The 18,886-nt window shown below is 44.6% G+C and carries 22 protein-coding genes; 10 read left to right on the top strand and 12 right to left on the bottom strand.

The features are described 5' to 3' along the window. The first annotated feature begins 124 nt into the window (after window positions 1-124). The 5 genes from trxA to CBI31_RS01620 all read left to right on the top strand — a co-directional run bounded on the left by trxA (window position 125) and on the right by CBI31_RS01620 (window position 5,735). Complete coding sequence (trxA, locus tag CBI31_RS01640) at window positions 125-451, top strand: thioredoxin TrxA (protein WP_011903146.1); 327 nt, start codon at window positions 125-127, stop codon at window positions 449-451. Between the two features lie 276 nt (window positions 452-727). After that, a complete protein-coding gene (rho, locus tag CBI31_RS01635; protein WP_088524673.1) occupies window positions 728-1,990 on the top strand; it encodes a transcription termination factor Rho in 1,263 nt (420 codons plus the stop codon). Between the two features lie 179 nt (window positions 1,991-2,169). Next, on the top strand, window positions 2,170-2,520 hold the full coding sequence (locus CBI31_RS01630; RefSeq protein ID WP_088524672.1) for a type B 50S ribosomal protein L31: 351 nt from the start codon (window positions 2,170-2,172) through the stop codon (window positions 2,518-2,520). 101 nt (window positions 2,521-2,621) lie between these two features. Then, entirely contained in the window at window positions 2,622-4,340 is a 1,719-nt protein-coding gene (locus CBI31_RS01625; protein WP_088524671.1) for an ArnT family glycosyltransferase, read from the top strand. A gap of 3 nt (window positions 4,341-4,343) precedes the next feature. Next, complete coding sequence (locus CBI31_RS01620; protein WP_088524670.1) at window positions 4,344-5,735, top strand: MATE family efflux transporter; 1,392 nt, start codon at window positions 4,344-4,346, stop codon at window positions 5,733-5,735. 25 nt (window positions 5,736-5,760) lie between these two features. Here CBI31_RS01620 and CBI31_RS01615 read toward each other — a convergent pair whose 3' ends face one another. The 9 genes from CBI31_RS01615 to CBI31_RS01580 all read right to left on the bottom strand — a co-directional run bounded on the left by CBI31_RS01615 (window position 5,761) and on the right by CBI31_RS01580 (window position 12,490). Next, window positions 5,761-6,810 carry a hypothetical protein gene (locus CBI31_RS01615; RefSeq protein WP_088524669.1) on the bottom strand — a complete coding sequence of 350 codons (1,050 nt, stop codon included), beginning with the start codon at window positions 6,808-6,810 and terminating at the stop codon, window positions 5,761-5,763. Between the two features lie 16 nt (window positions 6,811-6,826). Next, window positions 6,827-7,417, bottom strand: a complete 591-nt coding sequence (gene lpoB, locus CBI31_RS01610; RefSeq protein ID WP_088524945.1) for a penicillin-binding protein activator LpoB — start codon at window positions 7,415-7,417, stop codon at window positions 6,827-6,829. A gap of 38 nt (window positions 7,418-7,455) precedes the next feature. Continuing rightward, window positions 7,456-7,812 carry a YcfL family putative periplasmic lipoprotein gene (locus CBI31_RS01605; RefSeq protein ID WP_088524668.1) on the bottom strand — a complete coding sequence of 119 codons (357 nt, stop codon included), beginning with the start codon at window positions 7,810-7,812 and terminating at the stop codon, window positions 7,456-7,458. Between the two features lie 12 nt (window positions 7,813-7,824). Beyond that, a complete protein-coding gene (locus CBI31_RS01600; protein ID WP_240553649.1) occupies window positions 7,825-9,447 on the bottom strand; it encodes a COG3014 family protein in 1,623 nt (540 codons plus the stop codon). Between the two features lie 267 nt (window positions 9,448-9,714). Further along, window positions 9,715-10,686 (bottom strand): tripartite tricarboxylate transporter substrate binding protein, encoded by a 972-nt coding sequence (locus CBI31_RS01595; protein WP_240553647.1) that lies wholly within the window; start codon window positions 10,684-10,686, stop codon window positions 9,715-9,717. Window positions 10,687-10,715: 29 nt separating this feature from the next. Beyond that, window positions 10,716-11,279, bottom strand: a complete 564-nt coding sequence (locus CBI31_RS01590) for a disulfide bond formation protein B (RefSeq protein ID WP_088524666.1) — start codon at window positions 11,277-11,279, stop codon at window positions 10,716-10,718. Further along, window positions 11,276-11,434, bottom strand: a complete 159-nt coding sequence (locus tag CBI31_RS10390) for a DUF5993 family protein (RefSeq protein WP_169709846.1) — start codon at window positions 11,432-11,434, stop codon at window positions 11,276-11,278. Before CBI31_RS10390 ends, CBI31_RS01590 begins: the two co-directional genes overlap by 4 nt. 47 nt (window positions 11,435-11,481) lie before the next feature. After that, window positions 11,482-12,174, bottom strand: a complete 693-nt coding sequence (locus tag CBI31_RS01585; protein ID WP_088524665.1) for a fumarylacetoacetate hydrolase family protein — start codon at window positions 12,172-12,174, stop codon at window positions 11,482-11,484. A 34-nt stretch (window positions 12,175-12,208) separates the two neighbouring features. After that, a complete protein-coding gene (locus tag CBI31_RS01580; RefSeq protein WP_088524943.1) occupies window positions 12,209-12,490 on the bottom strand; it encodes a SemiSWEET transporter in 282 nt (93 codons plus the stop codon). 106 nt (window positions 12,491-12,596) lie between these two features. Here CBI31_RS01580 and CBI31_RS01575 point away from each other — a divergent pair, with 106 nt between their 5' ends. Beyond that, a complete protein-coding gene (locus CBI31_RS01575; RefSeq protein ID WP_088524664.1) occupies window positions 12,597-13,595 on the top strand; it encodes a Bug family tripartite tricarboxylate transporter substrate binding protein in 999 nt (332 codons plus the stop codon). Between the two features lie 45 nt (window positions 13,596-13,640). Here the strand turns inward: CBI31_RS01575 and CBI31_RS01570 are convergent, their stop codons facing one another. Continuing rightward, on the bottom strand, window positions 13,641-14,039 hold the full coding sequence (locus tag CBI31_RS01570; RefSeq protein WP_088524663.1) for a c-type cytochrome: 399 nt from the start codon (window positions 14,037-14,039) through the stop codon (window positions 13,641-13,643). A 77-nt stretch (window positions 14,040-14,116) separates the two neighbouring features. Further along, window positions 14,117-14,863, bottom strand: a complete 747-nt coding sequence (gene modA, locus CBI31_RS01565; RefSeq protein ID WP_240553645.1) for a molybdate ABC transporter substrate-binding protein — start codon at window positions 14,861-14,863, stop codon at window positions 14,117-14,119. A 116-nt stretch (window positions 14,864-14,979) separates the two neighbouring features. Here modA and CBI31_RS01560 point away from each other — a divergent pair, with 116 nt between their 5' ends. After that, a complete protein-coding gene (locus CBI31_RS01560) occupies window positions 14,980-15,804 on the top strand; it encodes an ABC transporter substrate-binding protein (RefSeq protein ID WP_088524661.1) in 825 nt (274 codons plus the stop codon). Window positions 15,805-15,871: 67 nt separating this feature from the next. On the opposite strand, the gene CBI31_RS01555 is transcribed toward CBI31_RS01560, so the two are convergent. Continuing rightward, window positions 15,872-16,453 (bottom strand): hypothetical protein, encoded by a 582-nt coding sequence (locus CBI31_RS01555; protein WP_088524660.1) that lies wholly within the window; start codon window positions 16,451-16,453, stop codon window positions 15,872-15,874. A gap of 203 nt (window positions 16,454-16,656) precedes the next feature. On the opposite strand from CBI31_RS01555, the gene CBI31_RS01550 reads away from it, so the two are divergent. The 3 genes from CBI31_RS01550 (at window position 16,657) to CBI31_RS01540 (ending at window position 18,872) form a co-directional block, all read left to right on the top strand. Next, window positions 16,657-17,040, top strand: coding sequence for a GNAT family N-acetyltransferase (locus tag CBI31_RS01550; protein ID WP_240553644.1), 384 nt, complete (start codon window positions 16,657-16,659; stop codon window positions 17,038-17,040). 13 nt (window positions 17,041-17,053) lie between these two features. After that, entirely contained in the window at window positions 17,054-17,482 is a 429-nt protein-coding gene (locus CBI31_RS01545) for a YbgC/FadM family acyl-CoA thioesterase (protein WP_088524658.1), read from the top strand. Between the two features lie 112 nt (window positions 17,483-17,594). Then, entirely contained in the window at window positions 17,595-18,872 is a 1,278-nt protein-coding gene (locus tag CBI31_RS01540) for a DEAD/DEAH box helicase (protein WP_088524657.1), read from the top strand. Window positions 18,873-18,886 lie beyond the last annotated feature (14 nt).

Below are 18,886 nucleotides of genomic sequence, written 5' to 3'. Positions count from 1 at the left end.
CTGTCAGATTGGGGTTTTGGGGCTTATTTGGAAAATTCGGCAGAATGTTTGGCTTATTGCTAATATAAGCTTTGTAACGCCAGAATTAAATAACTCGCTAAATAAGTCTAAATAAGGAATTTTCATGAGTGCCGGTATTAAATATGTAACTGACGCCTCTTTCGAACAAGACGTCCTCAAGTCTGATAAACCTGTTCTCCTCGATTTCTGGGCTGAATGGTGTGGTCCTTGCAAAATGATTGGCCCAATCCTGGAAGAGCTTTCCGGTGAGTATGGCGACAAGTTGCAAATCGCAAAAATGAACGTGGATGAGAACCAAGGTGTTCCAGCCCAATTCAATATTCGCGGCATTCCGACCTTAATCCTATTCAAAAATGGCACTGTGGCTGCTCAAAAAGTAGGCGCTTTGGCCAAATCCCAGTTATCCGCCTTTATTGACAGCAATATCTAATGATCCCATCCCACAGGTTCACCAGTTGAGCCCGTGGTTTTTACCTGCTTCCCCTACTTGCCAGACCCATTTTTTAGTGTAGTATTGCGTTTAACAGTAGTTCAGCGCCTCGCCCTTTTTAAAGCAGAGCGCTCATTTCCAGCAATTACCTCCCCCTCTTTTAAGTAAATCTCCCAAATTCTGTTTTTTCACATCTGCTTGATTTCCATCAGCGCAGCGACACCCCAAAACCAATTGATCTAATCCCTTTTTTCTTTATCAACATCAGAGAACCACATGCAATTAACTGAACTCAAAGTCCTCCACGTATCCGCCCTGCTTGAAATGGCAGCTAGCTTGGAGATTGAAAATACGCAACGGATGCGCAAACAAGAATTGATGTTTGCCATTCTGAAGAAGCGCGCTAAAGCCGGTGAAATGGTTTTTGGTGATGGTACTTTAGAGGTATTACCAGATGGCTTTGGTTTCTTGCGCTCTCCTGAAGCCTCTTACATGGCTTCCCCTGACGATATTTATATTTCTCCTGCACAGATTCGCCGCTTTAACCTCCACACTGGTGACAGCGTTGAAGGTGAAGTGCGCACACCAAAAGATGGTGAGCGTTACTTTGCATTAGTTAAAGTCGACAAGATCAACGGTTTGGCTCCAGAGGCTCTCAAGAACCGCATCATGTTTGAGAACTTAACTCCCCTGCACCCTAATCGCACGATTTTGTTAGAGCGAGATATCAAGGCAGAAGAAAATTTAACCGGCCGAATCATCGACATGATTTCTCCGATTGGCTTTGGTCAACGCGGTTTGATTGTGTCTTCGCCTAAATCCGGTAAGACAGTGATGATGCAGCACATCGCTCACGCTATCTCTGCTAACAACCCTGATGCAATCTTGATTGTTCTCCTAGTCGATGAGCGTCCTGAAGAAGTAACCGAGATGCAGCGCTCCGTTCGCGGTGAAGTGGTTGCCTCTACTTTTGATGAGCCAGCAGTGCGTCACGTTCAAGTTGCCGAGATGGTGATTGAAAAAGCCAAGCGTTTAGTTGAGATGGGTAAAGATGTGATCATCTTGCTTGACTCCATTACCCGCCTTGCTCGTGCATACAACACGGTGATTCCTTCATCCGGAAAAGTGCTTTCTGGTGGTGTGGATGCCAATGCTTTACAGCGTCCAAAACGCTTCTTCGGTGCAGCCCGTAATATTGAAGAAGGTGGTTCATTAACCATCATCGCCACTGCCTTGATTGAAACGGGTAGCCGTATGGATGACCTCATTTATGAAGAGTTCAAAGGTACTGGCAATATGGAAGTTCACCTTGAACGTCGCTTGGCTGAGCGTCGCGTTTACCCATCGATTAACCTTAACAAGTCTGGCACCCGCCGTGAGGAATTATTGGTTAAGGCAGAAAATCTCCAGAAAATCTGGGTATTGCGTAAATTGCTGGCCGATATGGACGATATTGAGGCGATGAACTTCATTGTGGATAAGCTCAAATCGACCAAAAACAATGGTGAATTCTTCGACCTGATGCGTCGCGGAGGCTAATTTAGGGGCCTGTTTATAGGCTTAGGGGCTGCTTTAAGCCTGTTTAGACCCCAAAAGTGCGCTTTCTTGTTGATTTCATGGCATAATTTCGCCTTTGCTGCACCATTCACTGCTTTTAAAAACTGGGAAAGTATTTAGGTTCTTTTAACTTAAACGGCTACCCGCTCAGAGGACTCAAAATGAAACCTGGCATTCACCCCGAATATCGTGAAATCGTCTTCGTAGACGTTTCTAATAACTTCAGCTTCAAGACTCGCTCCACTATGTCTACTAAAGAGACAATCAAGTGGGAAGATGGCAAAGAATACCCATTAGCCAAGATCGAGACTTCATCTGAATCACACCCTTTCTACACCGGCACCCAAAAAATTATGGATACCGCTGGTCGTGTTGAGAAATTCCGTCAGAAATTCGGCACTAAAGCTGTTGCTAAGGCTACCGGTAATGGCGCTGCTAAAACAGCTGAAAAAAAGGCTGCAGCTGCAGAAGCTAAAGCTGCTGCAAAGCCAGCCGCTAAGAAGAAGGCTTAATTCACTTCAATTCGCAGGGTATGTGAAATACCTTCTCTGCGAGATAATCAAGGCAGCGTTTGCTGCCTTTTTTATTTTTTGTTTTTGCTTAAATAGAGTCTATGGTCAAACTTACCGCCGCTGCCACTAAATCCATTCCACGCATTATTATTTTTGCGTTGACATTGGTTTATGGGTTTGCGGGTCTCTTCTTTCGTGATCCTTGGAAAAATGAAGATGCGGTTGGCTTTGGTGGCATGTGGACTTTGTTCCGCGGTAATTCAATGGACTGGGTTGTCCCGCACATTGCCGGTCGCGATATTTCTTTAGGTGCACCACTTCCCTATTGGATGGGCGCCACTCTCATTGAATTATTTGGATCTTGGATTGGCGCTGCCAATGCTGCGCGCCTGTATTCTGCCATTTGCTTTTTCTCCGCTGCTTTAGCGATCTGGTATGCCACCTATCTTCTAGGACGTCGTCGTGAAGTGCAACCAATGGCGCTTGCTGTTGGCGGTCAACCCGATTTGAAGAGCTATGGCATGACCTTAGCAGATGGCGCACTCCTCATCTTCTTAGCTTGCGTTGGTCTAGCTCAACGCGCCCATGAAACTACGCCCATGATGGCTCAACTCATGGGTATCAGCATCGTGCTCTATGGGACTGTGCGTGGATTAGATAAACCATGGCAAGGCGGCTTATGGACTGGTCTGGGAATCACAATTGTTGCCCTCTCTAGCAATCTCACTCTAAGCTTAATCATCGTTAGCTCCACCATCATTGCTGTTCTGGCTAGCAATGCGAAGTTGCGTTTTCGCTGGACATTAACCAGTGCTCTATTGGGCTTAATCGGTTTTGCTATTTGGCCAATCGTTTGGTATTTAACTGATCTACCAGTTGATTTACGCCATGCTGCACAAGAAGGCTGGCGCAATATCCCAGAAATGCGCGCTACTCCCTCAATCGAATCTCTTAGCTTTTTAAGCGTGAACTTTTGGGCCTACGCTTGGCCTGTTTGGCCTCTTGCAATCATCTCATTAGCGCACTGGGGTCGAGTTAAAGAGGCTGGTGCATGGCGTGCTCCTCATCTTTGTATTCCCCTAAGCTTATTTATTGGCAGCTTGATTTATGTTTTGTTCCGCTTAGAGGCTAACGAACATGATTTGATGATTTTAATTCCGAGCCTATCGATTATTGCTGCATTTAGTCTGCCTGTTTTAAAACGCAGCATGATTAGCTTCATCGATTGGTTTGCGATGTTTAGCTTCACCATCATTGCCATTGCCATTTGGATTATTTGGCTGGCAAAGGTAACAGGCTATCCAGAGTCAACCGCTGCAAACATAGCCCGCTTGCTTCCGGGATTTCAATTTCAGTTTAACTACCTCGCTCTTTTTGTAGCAATCTTGATTACTGGTGCATGGCTTGCTATTGTGCGTTGGAGAACTTCTCGCGCTCCTAAAGAAATCTGGCGATGCCTCATCATCTCTGCATCTGGCACAACCTTAATGTGGGTACTATTGATGACGCTATGGTTGCCAACCATTAACTATGCCAAAACTTATCGTCAAGTCGCGGCACGTCTTGTGCAGGTGGTGCCATCTGGAGCCGGCTGTATTAATACCAGCAATCTGGGCGATGCCCAACTTGCCTCTTTTAGTTATTTCACAAAGCTCTCCTTACGTGATGACTCTGATTGCCCGTGGATGTTGACCCACAATCAATCCGAAGCCAAAGCGTACGCAAAGCTTAACAATAAAAAACTGCAATTACTTTGGGAAGACCGTCGTGCAGCTGACCGTGATGAACGTTTACGTCTTTACGAAGTCATCCCGGAATAAATAGTGCTGCACTTTAAACTATCGCGCCTACGCGAGGACGTCCCCGCTTTACTCAAACTTGCTGGACCCCTACTGATTGGTCAGTTAGCAGTAATTGCATTTGGCGTGTTAGATACCGCTATGACCGCACGTTACTCTGCTGAAGACTTAGCGGCACTTGCAATGGCCTCAGCCATCTTTATCAGTGTTTATGTTGGCCTCACTGGCGTGGTATCTGCCCTTGCACCGATTGCTGGTCAACTCTTTGGTGCCAAACGTTATTCTGAGATCGGTGAAGAGGTAAGACAAGCTACTTGGCTCGCTCTCGGACTTACCATTCTTGGTTGCTTGATTTTGACTAATGCCGATCATGTGCTTGAGATTTCTCATTTGAGTCCAGATATAGAAGACAAGGCAAAGTTGTATCTCAATATTCTGGCGATTGGATTGCCTGCCAGCATGGTGATGCGTGTCTTGATGGCCTTACATAATGCCGTATCTCGTCCTGCCGTGATCACCATCATTCAACTCATTGGCTTGGGACTAAAGCTACCTCTGAACTTACTCTTTATTTATGGTGGCTTTGGAATCGAAGGTATGGGCGGCCCTGGGTGTGCAGTAGCCACCGTCATCATTAACTGGACCTGGATGCTGCTGACTCTGGGCTTTGTCCTGTTTGATCGTTTCTATAAACCCTTTGCGATCTTTGTACGCTTTAGCCCGCCTGACTGGCATCGTATTTGGGTATTGCTAAAACTTGGAGCTCCTATTGGCTTTAGCTACTTGATTGAAGTCACTTCATTTACTTTCATGTCACTCTTTATTGCGCGTCTGGGTACTACTGCATTGGCTGGGCATCAAATTGTTGCCAACCTAGGCACTGTAATTTATATGGTGCCGCTCTCCCTCTCCATTGCAACGATGACCTTAGTGTCACAATCGATTGGTGCCAATAAGCCAGCACGTGCCGAGGAAATTGGTTGGTCATCCGTATTTTTTACAACTGCTACCTGTATCACGATTGGAATTGCTGTCTGGGTCTTCAGAATGCAGCTATTAGATTTATATGATCCGCCACCTGAGGTGAAGGCTTTTTCAATCCCCCTCTTTTTATTTATTGCGTTTTATCAAATCTTTGATGCCCTACAAATCACTGCAGCATTTATTCTGCGGGCTTATCGTATTGCCTTTTGGCCCATGCTAATCTATGCAGGATCGCTATGGGGCGTAGGTCTTGGTGGTGGCTACCTCATGGGCTTTAATGTATTTGGTAATGTGCCCACCTTCTTGCAAGGTGCCAATGGCTTTTGGGCTGGCAATAGTCTCAGCCTTGGGTTAGCTGCATGCTTTTTACTTTACCTCTTTAGAAAAACAGCGGAGCGCTATGAAAAAACGCATCCGCCGCTCGTCCTGTAGCAAGGTATTAGATTCTGCTGACTTCTTACTTATAGACTTTTAAAGTAGAAGCATCGTCTTCGATACGGCGCTTGAGATTGCGCTCATATCCAGCTGATCCTGGATTATTAGTAATGAAATTCTGAGCTGCTAAGTTCTTACGCACATCTTCTGCTAAATCTAGAGATGCTAACTTCATTAACTTTGCCGCACTTGGCTTATAAGCGGTATCTCTACCATCGATTTGGACATCTTTTCCTTCTCCAGAAGCGATAAAGGAGGCTACGATTTGGCTTGTCTTAGCGTCAACAATATTAAAGTCTACCGTTACCTCAAGCGTCATCTGATGTGAGCTAGATCTAGTTCCAGGAATATCTGCCACATTATCTGTATTGGAGACTTCAGCTAAAACACCATAGAGAACATAATCTGCGTCACCAAAATCGCCCGCTTTAATCCGCTTGACGATATCAAAATACTCATCACCTTGGTTTGGCATCGCTGCTGTTGACTTAGCCTGCACAACTTTGTAGCCTGATTTAATCAGTAAACCACGGATAGGGTTAGCTAAGTAACGAAGCTCGCCATATTCCATCTTGCTCTCATAGCCTGACTTCTTGGAACTCTGTGCTTGAGTATTAGAGCTATTGCTAGAAGTCTGAGGATCTACGGGGGTTATTACCGGAGAAGTGCCTGGAGCGGTAGACTTCGGATCAGACAAATCGGTAAACTTCACTGGAAACGCAGATGAGTTTGGGCCGCCAGTCAGAGCAGAAGCATTGGCTTTATCGGCATCTACTTCAATCATCTTAGGTACTATCGTAGAGGAGATACTATTGCCAGTAGTTGTTCTAGTCTCTTCAATAAAGACTAAATTCTTACCTTCTTTTTTAAAGTAAATATCCGTCACTGCGATTGACTTAGATTCAGCTTTAAGAGTCTCAGCATTAATCACTGGGTTCTTCGGTGGATCAGCTGGCACCCTCCCAACAATCGCTTGCTCTGGAGCTACTGCAGGCGGTTTAGAGGCGCAGCCAGTCAATAAGACTAGGCCAACTCCCGCACAAACTAGAAACGTTCTTTTAAGTAATGACATTAATTAACATCCTTCATTAGCGGGTTGCAGTCTTGCGAATCTCTTTTTCATCAGCCCACTCCAGCAAGCCTGATTCGTTATTAATGAGATTTAAGTTAAAGACGTAGTAGACATCCTTCACGTCTTTCGTATTTTTCACGATAGATGCAATTGAGCCTTCAATGCGGTACTGAGCGCCCTGCATATTGCCAGTTTTAGCAATCGTACTGTTCTTATATAAGCCTGACTGATTCTGACGCTTTAACTCATCAGTTTGGTTTTGCATTTCGGTAACACTCACTGCAAAGCGTACTTGACCACTCTTTGTGAGCTGCGTGCGGATTTTATCGGTGATCACGCGAGTATCAATATATTCAGAGGTCTTGTTCTTCACATCTGCCAAAGTCACAATCGGGGCATCCTTACTTCCCGAGATTGCTTTTGATTGCAAGAGTGATCGTGTCATCGCCTCAGCAATCATTTGCAGATCGGTTGAGCCATAGTTAGCATTGACTGTCTCAACAGCCTTAGCATCGCCATAGCGCACTTGCGGACCTGAGCAAGCTGCCAATAAAACTGTAGACAGCGCAAATATGGATAAGTAGATAGTTTTAGTGTGTATTTTCATGATCATTTTTCAATTAGCTATTAAATTTACTCTAGGGTTTACTTATATTGATTTAACTCAAAGCGAAAATCGGTGGCATCTGGTGTTGGCGCGATACCCATGATAACGGTCGACTGGCCTTTACCGATTGTCACTGGCTTCCAAGCCTCTTCATCAGTTACGGTCATGCCATTCTTGCCAATCCATTTAAAGCGATAAGAAACTAAGTTGGATTTGCTATCGTTCTGAATGGTTACCTGCGCTGTCAGCACGCCGTTACGCATTAGGCTACGCATATCGGCAATCTGAATACTGTCAGTGTCGCCCATACGCACCGTCATCTCTTTCATGGAAGGTGTTGAGCTACAAGCAGCTAGAGTAAAAACTGCCAATAAGATCAATAGGTATTTTTTCATTCTCGGTCTTTCCTAATTAAAAAGCTGCTGAAGGCTATTGAGTAAATTGGGTGGCTCATAGGGCTTCAACCCATCCATATTACCGCTTGCGGGGCTAGTTGTGGGACTGATAGCTTGTGGCACATCTGTAGATATAGTTTCTGACGGTGTGACTAGCTCCTCTGACTTTGCGCCCCCAAAACTGAACAGTTTCTTAAATCCATCAAAGGCACCGTCTTTTGGCTTCACCTCCTCCGAGCTTACCTTAGGTACTACGGCCACAGGATTAGCAATTGTTTGTGGCGCCAGAACTTGTGGCTTAGGAGGAAGCGCTGCTGGATCATTAGATGTTAATACCGTTGCGCTATTTCTGAACATGCGAATGTAGACTACGTTATAGCCGCCAAGCAGATTAATAGTTTGGGTTTGCGTCACTCCAGATGGCAGGGTAAATTTAAGAACGCTAGACCCAATTGGCAAGCCCATTCTAGCCATATACGTTTGGGCTGGTAAAGTAGACCAATGTCGCACATCGGTCACATTAATCGCTTGCAAGCCATAGCCAGTGATCATTCCTGCGATCGCACCAATAATTGCTGCATTATTATTTTGATTGTTTTGGTTATTTCTTTTAGCCGATTGTTGCGCAGCTTGATCTGCCGCAAACTGTGCCGCTAAAGATACAAGGGCTCTAGTGCTTGCCCTTAAAACATAGCCCGGCATCTCATCCTTGAGATTCTTCCTGGCCATGGCGTCGATATTGCTTACTAACTCAAGATTTGCTGCGCGATCGCCAAGTTGTACAAAATTTGGAGTAAAGCGATCACTCGATTTTTCGATTACAGGAAAAGTGAGAGTGACTACTTTTGAGTTACCCCCAAAGTTGATTGTCTGACTAATTTGATAAGGACTAATTTTAGGCATATAACCCGTATCAATAATGATTAAGGTGTCTGCAAAAGTTTTTTTAGCTTGATTGGCAATATTAGAGTCTAGCTTTGCAATGCTGGTCTTAAAAAAATTCACCGATGGTCGCAATTCAATTGCCAATCGATATCCCGGGGCAGCCAAGCTAGCTTCTCCCTGGGATTCATGAATAAAACCGGATAAATAGTAGGCAGCAGGATTTTGATACGAATTCTTAAGGCTACGAGTCTCCTCATCATCCAATAAATTAATTGGATACCCGCCAATATCTTGAATACGACTCGTAGCACCTCTGGTGTTCTGGTTATTTTGCTGCTGCTGCTCAACTCTTGATACCGCTGCCACTTTTCTTTGAATCAGTTCCTCAATCACCTTTTCTCGTTGCGCCATTTTTTTTGCCTCAACCATGGCATCGTTCCAGCGGCCTTGTGATAAATGATTTAATGCAATTGTCTGACTTAAGAGGCTGACCTCATATGGCTTTGGATCGTAATTACTACTTAAGCCTTCGGACAAGATGTATGAACTCACATCCGTCAAGGAGCGCTTGAGCTTATCGCTAGTCACAATTTCCCATTGTTCAACCAATTGATCTGCTGCCAATAAATTCTGCGTGCTATTGGGAATTTGGGTTGCGCCTTGCAGTCGCTGGACCTGACCAAGCTCCAAGTAATACAGGGTATTTTTATCTTTAAATACGCCCTGAATCGTGGCAGCTGTAGTCTGCATATTCCCATTTTTGAATTGCTCCTTAGACTCATTCATTTTCATTTGTTGAGTCTGAGTTGCACACCCGACCAATAGGTAGGCTGCAATCATGGAGAAAAATGCTCCGGATTTAGAAAAGTCTAATGCTGAAAATTTAAGCAAATTAGGTCGATTAAAAAGGGTGTGATGAATGATTTTCAATCGAATATATTGGATTTGTAGCGCCTGGACTGTGCCATAGGGATATAACGCTTTGTAGCCACTCCAGGCTGACAAGAAAATCAGAAATTATGGCTCTGCTTTGGCGCCTGACTGCTGAACCACTCTACTCCACTTGCGGGACTCTCTTGTAATCAATTTAGAAAGGTCCTCAGGGCTACCGGGGGCGGGATCCAGACCACCGGCCAAGAGTCTATTTTTAATATCTGAGTTTTCCAAAGCCTGTTTAGTCAACTGATTAAGCCGCATTTGAATGGCTGGCGGCAAATTTGCTGGGGCCATCAAAGAAAACCACGAAACTGCTTCAAAACCTGGCAAACCCTGCTCGGCCAAAGTTGGAATTTCTGGGGCAGCAGGCGAGCGTTTTAATGTCGTGACGCCCAAAGCCTGCACCTCCCCTGCTTTAATTAATGGCAATGAAGAAGATAGATTATCAAAGAGCATCGATATCCGCCCGCTGACTAGATCTGGCAATGACTGATTGCGCCCTTTATAGGGAATATGGCGAATATTAATTCCAGCCATTTCTTTAAACAACTCACCGGACATATGTAATGAAGTACCCACGCCTGAAGAACCAAAGGTCAATTGATTTGGCTTAGCTTTTGCAAGCTCAATCAACTCGTGAACATTGCTAACGCCCAGCTGTTTATTGACGATCAATACATTGGGAGTGCTTGCCAAGAAACTAATCGGCGTGAAATCTTTCACAGGATCAAAAGACATCTTGTCATAAAGAGCTCCATTGATCGCATGAATACCTACGGTACCAATCAGCAAGGTGTAGCCGTCAGGATCACTCTTAGCAACCAAATCTGCCCCGATATTGCCGCCATAGCCAGGACGATTTTCAACGAGCACTGGGACACCAAGAGTTTGCTGCCAATTTTCAGCCAAGACGCGCGCTAGGATATCGGGCGCACCGCCAGGTGTAAAGGTCACAATGATCCGAATTGCCTGCTTGGGCCAAGTCGTCTTTGTTTGTGAATAGGCATTAGATACACCAAGCCAAACAAACAAAAGAACGAAGAGGCTTTTCATGAGCCTGGAAAATAACATCATTAGCTTAGTTAAAAACCAAATCGGTTTCGTAACCAAAGCCAACCCTCATATTTAATAGGATCATCAGCGCATGGACCGATACCGCACTCGAGTAGCGTAGATATCAAATTACCAGCTACCAGTAGGATAAAAATGATCACTAAAGTATTGGCAAACATAGACCGAGAACGCACATCGCGATTAGGCAACATCAATAAAATTGCAAAGCCTAGTAATAGCCCCACGTAACCCACGATGGCCCAGGTATAAAAATGCAATTCCAAAAAGGTTGCGCCAAATCCCTTATCGCCAGGCAAGATGTGTAGCAGCACTTGACGCAAAGAAACCATCATTCCCACTAAGCCACCAATGATGCCCCAGCCATAATGTGCCGCAAGGGCGCCACAGCGAATATTGAGAACCAAGGCAAAGCCAATGATGACAAACCCGATGCGTTGCATTAGACATAATGGACAAGGTAGTTCGCCAAAATAAAGTTGATCAACAAAGGCATACGACAAGACACTGATTACCGCAAGTAATGCCAGTTGATTACCAAGCGCAGCTAGTGAAGAAAAAGAAGTCTTACTCATAAGCTGATATTGAGATGGGTACTTGCATGAAAGTAGAACCAAACAGCCAGAAGCCCAACAGTAAGCGCTAATAGGATTAAGCCAGCAAGACGTTTTTCAAACCAGACCAAAATCAGCCCGATCAATGCTGTCAGAAAAGGCAGGAACATATACATAAAAGAATTCTAGCGCAGGAAGTCGCTAAGGAACTAAATTAGAAGGGCTAAATAACTTTAGTATTTAAATTAACTAAACCTTCAACACTTCCCTCAAGCACATCACCCTTCTTGACTGGGCCAACACCAGCTGGAGTACCTGAGTAGATTAAGTCGCCTGGTTCTAAAGTAAACAAGGTAGAGAGATAAGCAATAGTGTCAGGCACATTCCAGATTAATTGGTTTAAATCACCCTCTTGGCGCACCTCACCATTGACCAATAGTTTGACAGCGCCTTTGGTTGGATGACCGCATTTGCTTACTGGAGTAATCACTCCGCAAGGAGCTGCTTGATCAAATGCCTTGCCGGTATCCCAAGGGCGGCCCATTTTCTTGGCTTCACCTTGTAAATCACGCCTAGTCATATCCAAGCCAACGCCATAACCATAAACATGATCTAGGGCTTTATCAGCAGAAATATTGGCACCGCCTTTACCAATCGCAACTACCATTTCAATTTCATGATGCACATCTTTGGATAAATTTGGATAGGCCATGTCTTTGCCATCAGTCACGATAGAGTTGGCTGGCTTCATAAAGAAGAATGGTGGCTCACGATCCGGATCATGACCCATTTCACGCGCATGATCTGCATAGTTGCGACCAACACAGTAAATACGATTTACTGCAAAACGACGAGTATCACCAGTAACTGGCAAAGATATCACTGCTGGTGGATCAATCACAAATGCTGAACTCATAAAACCCTTTCTGTGGGATGCCCCGGATTAGTGTTTATTTTCGATGTTTAGAAGTATGACGCAATTTCAATGCCAAGATACTCAGAGCCAAAGCAAAGGTCAAAGCATTCGCCAGTATCAGGGGCCACTTCTCAATAATGAGGCCATAAATTAGCCAGAGCCCTACCCCAGCGGTAAATAGGGAGTACATGCCCAGAGATACGCCTGATAAATCCCGAGTCTTCCAGGACTGTATTGCCTGAGGCAAAAAGGCGAGCGTGGTCAAGAATGCGGCACAATAACCAATGACTTCAATCTGGTGGGGCTCAAGGTTCATGAATCTATTGTAATTAATGAAATGAAACATTCATTGATCTAGCGCAGGAACTCCAATTCTGGTCATAATACAAACTTGCCATACAAACCTATATTCAAAATAAGCCATGAGACAACTAATCCAAAAATCCTTATTAATTACGCTTTGCGCGACCGCTATTTTAGGCAATACCTATGCCCAAGGCGATGCAGCCACTAAGAACTACCCAGACAAGCAAATTCGTATAGTCATCCCTTTCCCTCCAGGAGGTGCGACTGACGTGATTGGCCGCATCATGGCGCAAGAGCTATCCAAATCATTAGGTCAACAAGTGGTGCCCGATAATCGCTCAGGAGATAGTGGCAATATTGGCGCGGATATGGTTGCTAAGTCTCCAGCCGATGGTTACACATTGCTCATGGGCGCACTCACATCACACGCCATTAATACTAATCTGAATAAAGATGGCATTAAGTACAACCTAGAAAAAGATTTCACACCCGTTGGTGTAGTTGGCGTAGTGCCACTAGTATTTGTTGTTAACCCTTCTGTTCCCGTGAAGAATATGAAGGAATTTATTGCTTATGCAAAAGCTAACTCAGGCAAGCTCACCTTTGCATCTTCGGGCGCAGGTGCACCGCAACGTCTAGCGATGGAAATGTTCCGCGCGCAATTGGGTTTAGACCTTTTACACGTGCCCTACAAGGGAAGTGGCCCTGCAATGACAGACCTGGTTGGCGGTCAAGTACTCAGCATGTCTGAGACAGTGCCTGCAGCACTGCAATTTATTCAGGGTGGCCAATTAAGAGCTCTAGCGGTAACTACTGCTAAACGTGTGCCCCAATTGCCTGACGTGCCTACCGTCACTGAAGCCACTGGCTTGCCAAACTTTGATGTCGTGAGTATGTTCGGAATTTTGGCTCCTGCAGGTACACCAAAACCCATTATTGATAAACTCAATACTGATATCAAAGTCATTTTGCAGCGCCCAGATGTACAAGAGCGCATGTTGGCTGCTGGTGTATATGTGAACTACCTAACACCCGCCGATTCTGCCAAGCGTATTCAAAGAGAATTGAATATGTGGGGCAAGGTTATTAAAGATGCTGGAATTAAAGCAGACTGACTAATGATATTGAGCACCAAGGGTCATCCTTGGTGCTCAGTTTGTTTACTGCTTCTTGTTTAGCCCTGCTTTACGAGCTTCCACTTCTTTATTAATCGCTGCAATGGTTTGGGCATTTGGCGACTTCCAGTTACCACCTGAGTTATTCACCATATAAACCAGGGCATCAGCAAATCCTTCGATACTTAAATTAGGATTACCCCCTTTAGCAGGCATTGAACGAACGCCAACATAACCATGTGCAGTAAGGGTGACTTGCCCCTCAGCAATGAGTGGCGCCCACTTTGCCTTATCACCAAGCTTAGGTGCATTCAGAACGCCAGCTCCATGGCAACTCATACAGACTTGTTTGTATGTGGCCTCACCAGATTGAGCAAAAGCTGTGCCAGAAAGAAAAATAGCCAAGAAACTGGTTAGTAAAAATAAATTAGACTTGTGTTTCATGGAAACATCTCCTTCAATAGTCAGATGTATAAGAATATAGCTTAAATTGAGAAAAACTACTGTGGGCCAGGCTTAAGTTAAGGAGAGCTATAGCCATACTTCTGAAGAATAGATTTGGCTGTAGGGCTTTGCATGAACTGATAAAGCGTTGTAGCCTCTCGAGGAGCGCCTTTGATTAAAACCATCCTCTGCTTAATTGGCTTATAGAGTTTGCTGTTGACCAGAATAAAGCGGGTCTCTTTGGCAACTTCTGTAGACTTCGCTAAAGAGAGTGCAGTAAAACCTAAATCCGCTGCACCCGTTACTACGTACATGGTTGCAATACCAATATTGTCCCCATAGATCAATTTATCTTTAGCAATATCCCAGAGCCCTTCCGCCTTTAAGTACTCAATGGCTGCCTTGCCATAAGGAGCTAACTCAGGCTTAGCAATAGCAATCTTATTAGCCTTGTTGATTGCTTTCATCAGCTCAGTCTTATCATTACTCAAAGTCATTCCAGCAGAGTTCTTTGAGATGATGGCTAACTTGCCGATAGCGTACACAACACCTTCATCAATCGTCTTTCCTTTTTTAGAGAGCTCAATTGGAAATTGCTCATCAGCAGAAATAAATAAGTGAAATGGTGCGCCATTAATGATCTGCGCAGTGAAGTTTCCAGAAGACCCATACACAATCCGGATATCGGAATTACCTGCGGCTTTAAATGCACTATTAATCTCAGTGAAAGCATCCTTCATATTAGCGGCAACGGCGACAGTAGTCTGCTGAGCAAAAATGCTCTGCGAGAAGATCAACAGGAAGGATAAAATAAATTGACGCAATTCAATTCCAAAAGAAGGAGCTCAGCTCCAGTGTATATCAAGCCAAGTAGGACTAAAATAAGCGAAATGCACCTTAAAATATCTGCAATCTTTATTGCAACAGCCTGAAAGTATTAATGAAATTTATATCTACCCGATTGCTGGCAATTGTCTTAACTAATGCCGTCTTTTTAGCATCGCCTGCTATTGCCCAAGAAAAAAGTATTGTGATTTCCTCCACCACCTCTACCGAGCAATCTGGCCTATTTGAATTTATGCTTCCCATCTTCAAGATGAAGACCGGTATTAATGTCAAGGTTGTTGCGGTGGGAACTGGTCAGGCACTCGATATTGGTCGTCGTGGAGATGCCGATGTCGTATTCGTCCATGACAAGCCAGCTGAAGAAAAATTTGTTGAAGAAGGCTTCGCAACCAAACGCAATGAAGTGATGTACAACGACTTCGTACTGATTGGACCTAAGTCAGATCCCGCAAAAGTGGGTGGCGGCAAAGATATTCAGGCAGCTCTTCAGAAAATCTCTACTGCACAAGCTCCTTTTGTCTCTCGTGGCGATAAGAGTGGCACACATGCAGCTGAGTTGCGTTATTGGAAAGGTGCAGGCATTACAGTGTCGCCAACTCAAGCTTGGTATAAAGAAACAGGCTCCGGTATGGGCCCTGCTCTCAATACTGCGTCCGCTATGAATGGTTATATTCTGGCAGACCGCGCAACTTGGCTGAGCTTTAAGAATCGTGGTGACTTAGTCATACTAGTACAAGGCGATCCTAGGCTCTTTAATCAATATGGCGTGATGTTAGTTAATCCAGTGAAGTATCCTCATGTGAAAAAAGCCGAGGGACAAGCCTTTATTGATTGGTTGCTCTCTAAGAATGGTCAAGACGTGATTGCGAGCTACCAAATTGGGGGTGAGCAGCTCTTCTTTCCAAATGCTAAGAAGTAGCAGCCAAAGAAAAAGCCCGCATCTGCGGGCTTTTTACTAGCTTCTGGCACTTGGCCAGAGTAGTTTGTTACTTCTTAGGTGTTACAAAGCCAATGGCTGTATCGTCAACAAACTCAACCATGACGTCATCACCAGCTTTAAATTTCTCAAGACCCAGAACAGCTTGATCAACTTTCACCTTTTGCTTCTCACCGCTTGGCAATGTGAAAGTCACGATACGTGTTTTTGCATCGATTGTTGAGATTTTCACAGTTGCATAAACAGTGTCGGTAATTTCTTCAAATGGCTTAGCAGAGCCCTTGCCTGCAACCGTTAGAGAACGCACACCAGAAACACCAGGCTTAGCATCTTTACCTGCAGCTGTTAAACCAACAGCAATCGCTTGGGCATGCTCAACTACAAATATGTCGCCCTTTTTAACTTTATCTAAATCATTGACTGATTTAGCAACATTCATCTGTGCCAAATTACCATTAGCATCTTTTAATACAACAATACGCTTTTTCACATCAACAGAATCAACAGTTGCAGTAAGTACAATCACTTCCGCTGCCAATGGCAACATTTTTGCAGGTGCCTGAGCAAAAGTAGCGCTTGCAAAAGCAAGTCCAGCTGCGGCAAATAAACCAGTCAGTAACGATTTTTTCAAAATAACTCCTAGGTAAGTAAAGGGATTGAGGCGAATCCAAAGTAGGATCACAAATCATTGTAACCACGCTATATGTAGTTTCCTGCGCTTATTTGGTAAATTAAACCTATACCCCTACTAAAACTTACTATTAATTGCCAAACCCTTTGAATCCCTTAGAAATTCTCATTAAACCCTGGCAGGAGGCCTCTGAGGAGGCTTACTTGATACGACAGAAGGTATTCATACAAGAGCAAGGGGTACCTGAGGATATGGAATTAGATGAGCATGACACTACTTCTAAGCATGCTTTGGCTTATGAAGGGGTTTTATGTGTCGGCACCGCGCGATTGGTTGCCCTAAATAGCCATCATGCGCAAATTGGTCGCATGGCCGTCTTAAGCGCCTTCCGAAACCGAGGCATTGGTAAGGCCATCTTGAGTCACTTGATCGCTCTAGCAAAAGCAGAAGGAGTTTTAACCTTGATACTGCACTCTCAAGTCTCAGCAATTCCTTTTTATGCAAAGCTCGGTTTTATAGCGGAAGGACCAGTCTATGATGAAGCAGGCATTCCCCATCGTAATATGATGCTCTTATTGCCTCAATAATCACCTTTCACTTATGAGCACTGCCCACTCTTCTTTTCCATATATCCATCGTGTGTGTTACTCCGATACTGATGCTGCTGGCCTCGTGTATCACGCGCGCTATTTGGATATATTTGAGCGCAGTCGTGCAGAGTGGTTGGCTCAGTTCGACTTAAGCCCAACCAAACTAATTAAGGACTTTGGAATACTGCTTCCCGTCCGAGATCTGCAGATGGATTTTCATAAGCCCGCCTACTTGGACGATCTACTGCAGATTGATCAGATCATAGAGCGCCGCAGCAGAGCCCAAGTCAGTGTGAAGCAGACAGCAAAAAGAAAATCTCAGGATGGTAATGAGGCTGAGATGGAACTCATCGTGAGTGCTTTAATTAATATCGTTTGTGTGGATACCGTCACCCTCAAGCCCAAAGCACTGCCTGACTGGCTATTTTTAGCGAAATAAGGTTAATGACTTAAAATAAGGACTCTTACTGCAAACGTTCTAGCGTAGCAGCTCACCCCATTGACCGGGATAGTCTTTTAATTAAATACGGGTCAATACTTTATTGGCCCTTATGTTATTTACAGATCTTGGTTTATCAGAACCCATTCTTCGCGCTATTGCTGAAGAAGGCTATACCAGCCCCACACCGATTCAAGCTAAATCGATTCCCGCAGTTCTTCAAGGTGGAGACCTCCTAGCAGCAGCACAAACCGGTACAGGCAAAACAGCAGGCTTTACGCTCCCCATTTTGCAACGCCTTAGCTCCACAAAAGCAAGCGCAGGCAAGCGCGTCTTACGCGTACTGATTTTGACTCCTACTCGCGAACTAGCAGCCCAAGTTCAAGAGTCTGTTGAGACTTATGGCAAATATACTGGGCTTAAGTCAACTGTGATCTTTGGCGGCGTAGGCGCTAATCCACAAATTAAAGCGATTGCTAGTGGCTTAGATATTTTGGTTGCTACACCAGGACGTTTGCTAGATTTGATGTCACAAAAATGTGTCTCACTCAATCATATTGAGATTCTGGTTTTGGATGAAGCCGATCGCATGCTTGATATGGGTTTCTTACGCGATATTAAAAAGATCCTAGCCGCTCTACCTAAGCAACGACAAAATCTCTTATTCTCAGCAACCTTCTCTACTGAGATTAAGGCCTTGGCAGATGGCTTACTCAATTCACCAGCATTAATTGAAGTGGCTCGAAGTAATAGTACGAATGAAGCGATTGCTCAGCTGATTCATCCTGTAGACAGAACTAAGAAACATCCTTTGCTCGCCCATCTGATTAAAACCAATGACTGGAAGCAAGTATTAGTATTTACTCGCACCAAACATGGTGCTAACAAACTGGTGACGCAATTAGAAAAGGATGGAATCACTAGTATGGCCATTCATGGAAATAAGAGTCAAAGTGCGAGAACAAAGGCCTTAGCAGATTTCAAGGCAGGCAAGCTAACTGCGCTTGTAGCAACCGATATTGCTGCGCGCGGTATCGATATTGATCAACTGCCCCATGTGGTGAACTACGACTTACCAAACATATCAGAAGATTATGTCCATCGGATCGGACGTACTGGTCGCGCAGGTTCTAATGGTGTCGCGGTCTCTTTGGTTTGCGTTGATGAACATCAAATGCTCAGGGATATTGAAAAACTAATTAAACAAAAATTGCCTCAAGAGATCATTGCGGGATTCGAGCCGGATCCTAACGCTGTTGCTCAACCCATTCAGCTACGTAGCCAACAGCACCAACAATCTAGAAAGCCTAAAGCTGCTGGCAATGGTGGCGGATCTGCTCGCCCTCCAGCTAAGCATGGCAACCCTCCCAAACGTAGCTTTAATCGATAGAACTTCTTCGGATA

Source organism: Polynucleobacter campilacus, assembly GCF_002206625.1.
GTDB classification, from domain to species: domain Bacteria; phylum Pseudomonadota; class Gammaproteobacteria; order Burkholderiales; family Burkholderiaceae; genus Polynucleobacter; species Polynucleobacter campilacus.
Note: the sequence above shows the minus strand (reverse complement) of the source record. Positions and strands in the feature narration are given on the sequence as shown.

What these genes read in the sequence shown, in the direction of transcription:
- trxA (WP_011903146.1), top strand. Translation starts at nt 125, where the DNA reads ATGAGTGCCGGTATTAAATATGTAACTGACGCCTCTTTCGAACAAGAC.
- rho (WP_088524673.1), top strand. Translation starts at nt 728, where the DNA reads ATGCAATTAACTGAACTCAAAGTCCTCCACGTATCCGCCCTGCTTGAA.
- CBI31_RS01630 (WP_088524672.1), top strand. Translation starts at nt 2,170, where the DNA reads ATGAAACCTGGCATTCACCCCGAATATCGTGAAATCGTCTTCGTAGAC.
- CBI31_RS01625 (WP_088524671.1), top strand. Translation starts at nt 2,622, where the DNA reads ATGGTCAAACTTACCGCCGCTGCCACTAAATCCATTCCACGCATTATT.
- CBI31_RS01615 (WP_088524669.1), bottom strand. Translation starts at nt 6,810, where the DNA reads ATGTCATTACTTAAAAGAACGTTTCTAGTTTGTGCGGGAGTTGGCCTA.
- lpoB (WP_088524945.1), bottom strand. Translation starts at nt 7,417, where the DNA reads ATGAAAATACACACTAAAACTATCTACTTATCCATATTTGCGCTGTCT.
- CBI31_RS01605 (WP_088524668.1), bottom strand. Translation starts at nt 7,812, where the DNA reads ATGAAAAAATACCTATTGATCTTATTGGCAGTTTTTACTCTAGCTGCT.
- CBI31_RS01600 (WP_240553649.1), bottom strand. Translation starts at nt 9,447, where the DNA reads ATGCAGACTACAGCTGCCACGATTCAGGGCGTATTTAAAGATAAAAAT.
- CBI31_RS01595 (WP_240553647.1), bottom strand. Translation starts at nt 10,686, where the DNA reads ATGAAAAGCCTCTTCGTTCTTTTGTTTGTTTGGCTTGGTGTATCTAAT.
- CBI31_RS01590 (WP_088524666.1), bottom strand. Translation starts at nt 11,279, where the DNA reads ATGAGTAAGACTTCTTTTTCTTCACTAGCTGCGCTTGGTAATCAACTG.
- CBI31_RS10390 (WP_169709846.1), bottom strand. Translation starts at nt 11,434, where the DNA reads ATGTATATGTTCCTGCCTTTTCTGACAGCATTGATCGGGCTGATTTTG.
- CBI31_RS01585 (WP_088524665.1), bottom strand. Translation starts at nt 12,174, where the DNA reads ATGAGTTCAGCATTTGTGATTGATCCACCAGCAGTGATATCTTTGCCA.
- CBI31_RS01580 (WP_088524943.1), bottom strand. Translation starts at nt 12,490, where the DNA reads ATGAACCTTGAGCCCCACCAGATTGAAGTCATTGGTTATTGTGCCGCA.
- CBI31_RS01575 (WP_088524664.1), top strand. Translation starts at nt 12,597, where the DNA reads ATGAGACAACTAATCCAAAAATCCTTATTAATTACGCTTTGCGCGACC.
- CBI31_RS01570 (WP_088524663.1), bottom strand. Translation starts at nt 14,039, where the DNA reads ATGAAACACAAGTCTAATTTATTTTTACTAACCAGTTTCTTGGCTATT.
- CBI31_RS01560 (WP_088524661.1), top strand. Translation starts at nt 14,980, where the DNA reads ATGAAATTTATATCTACCCGATTGCTGGCAATTGTCTTAACTAATGCC.
- CBI31_RS01545 (WP_088524658.1), top strand. Translation starts at nt 17,054, where the DNA reads ATGAGCACTGCCCACTCTTCTTTTCCATATATCCATCGTGTGTGTTAC.
- CBI31_RS01540 (WP_088524657.1), top strand. Translation starts at nt 17,595, where the DNA reads ATGTTATTTACAGATCTTGGTTTATCAGAACCCATTCTTCGCGCTATT.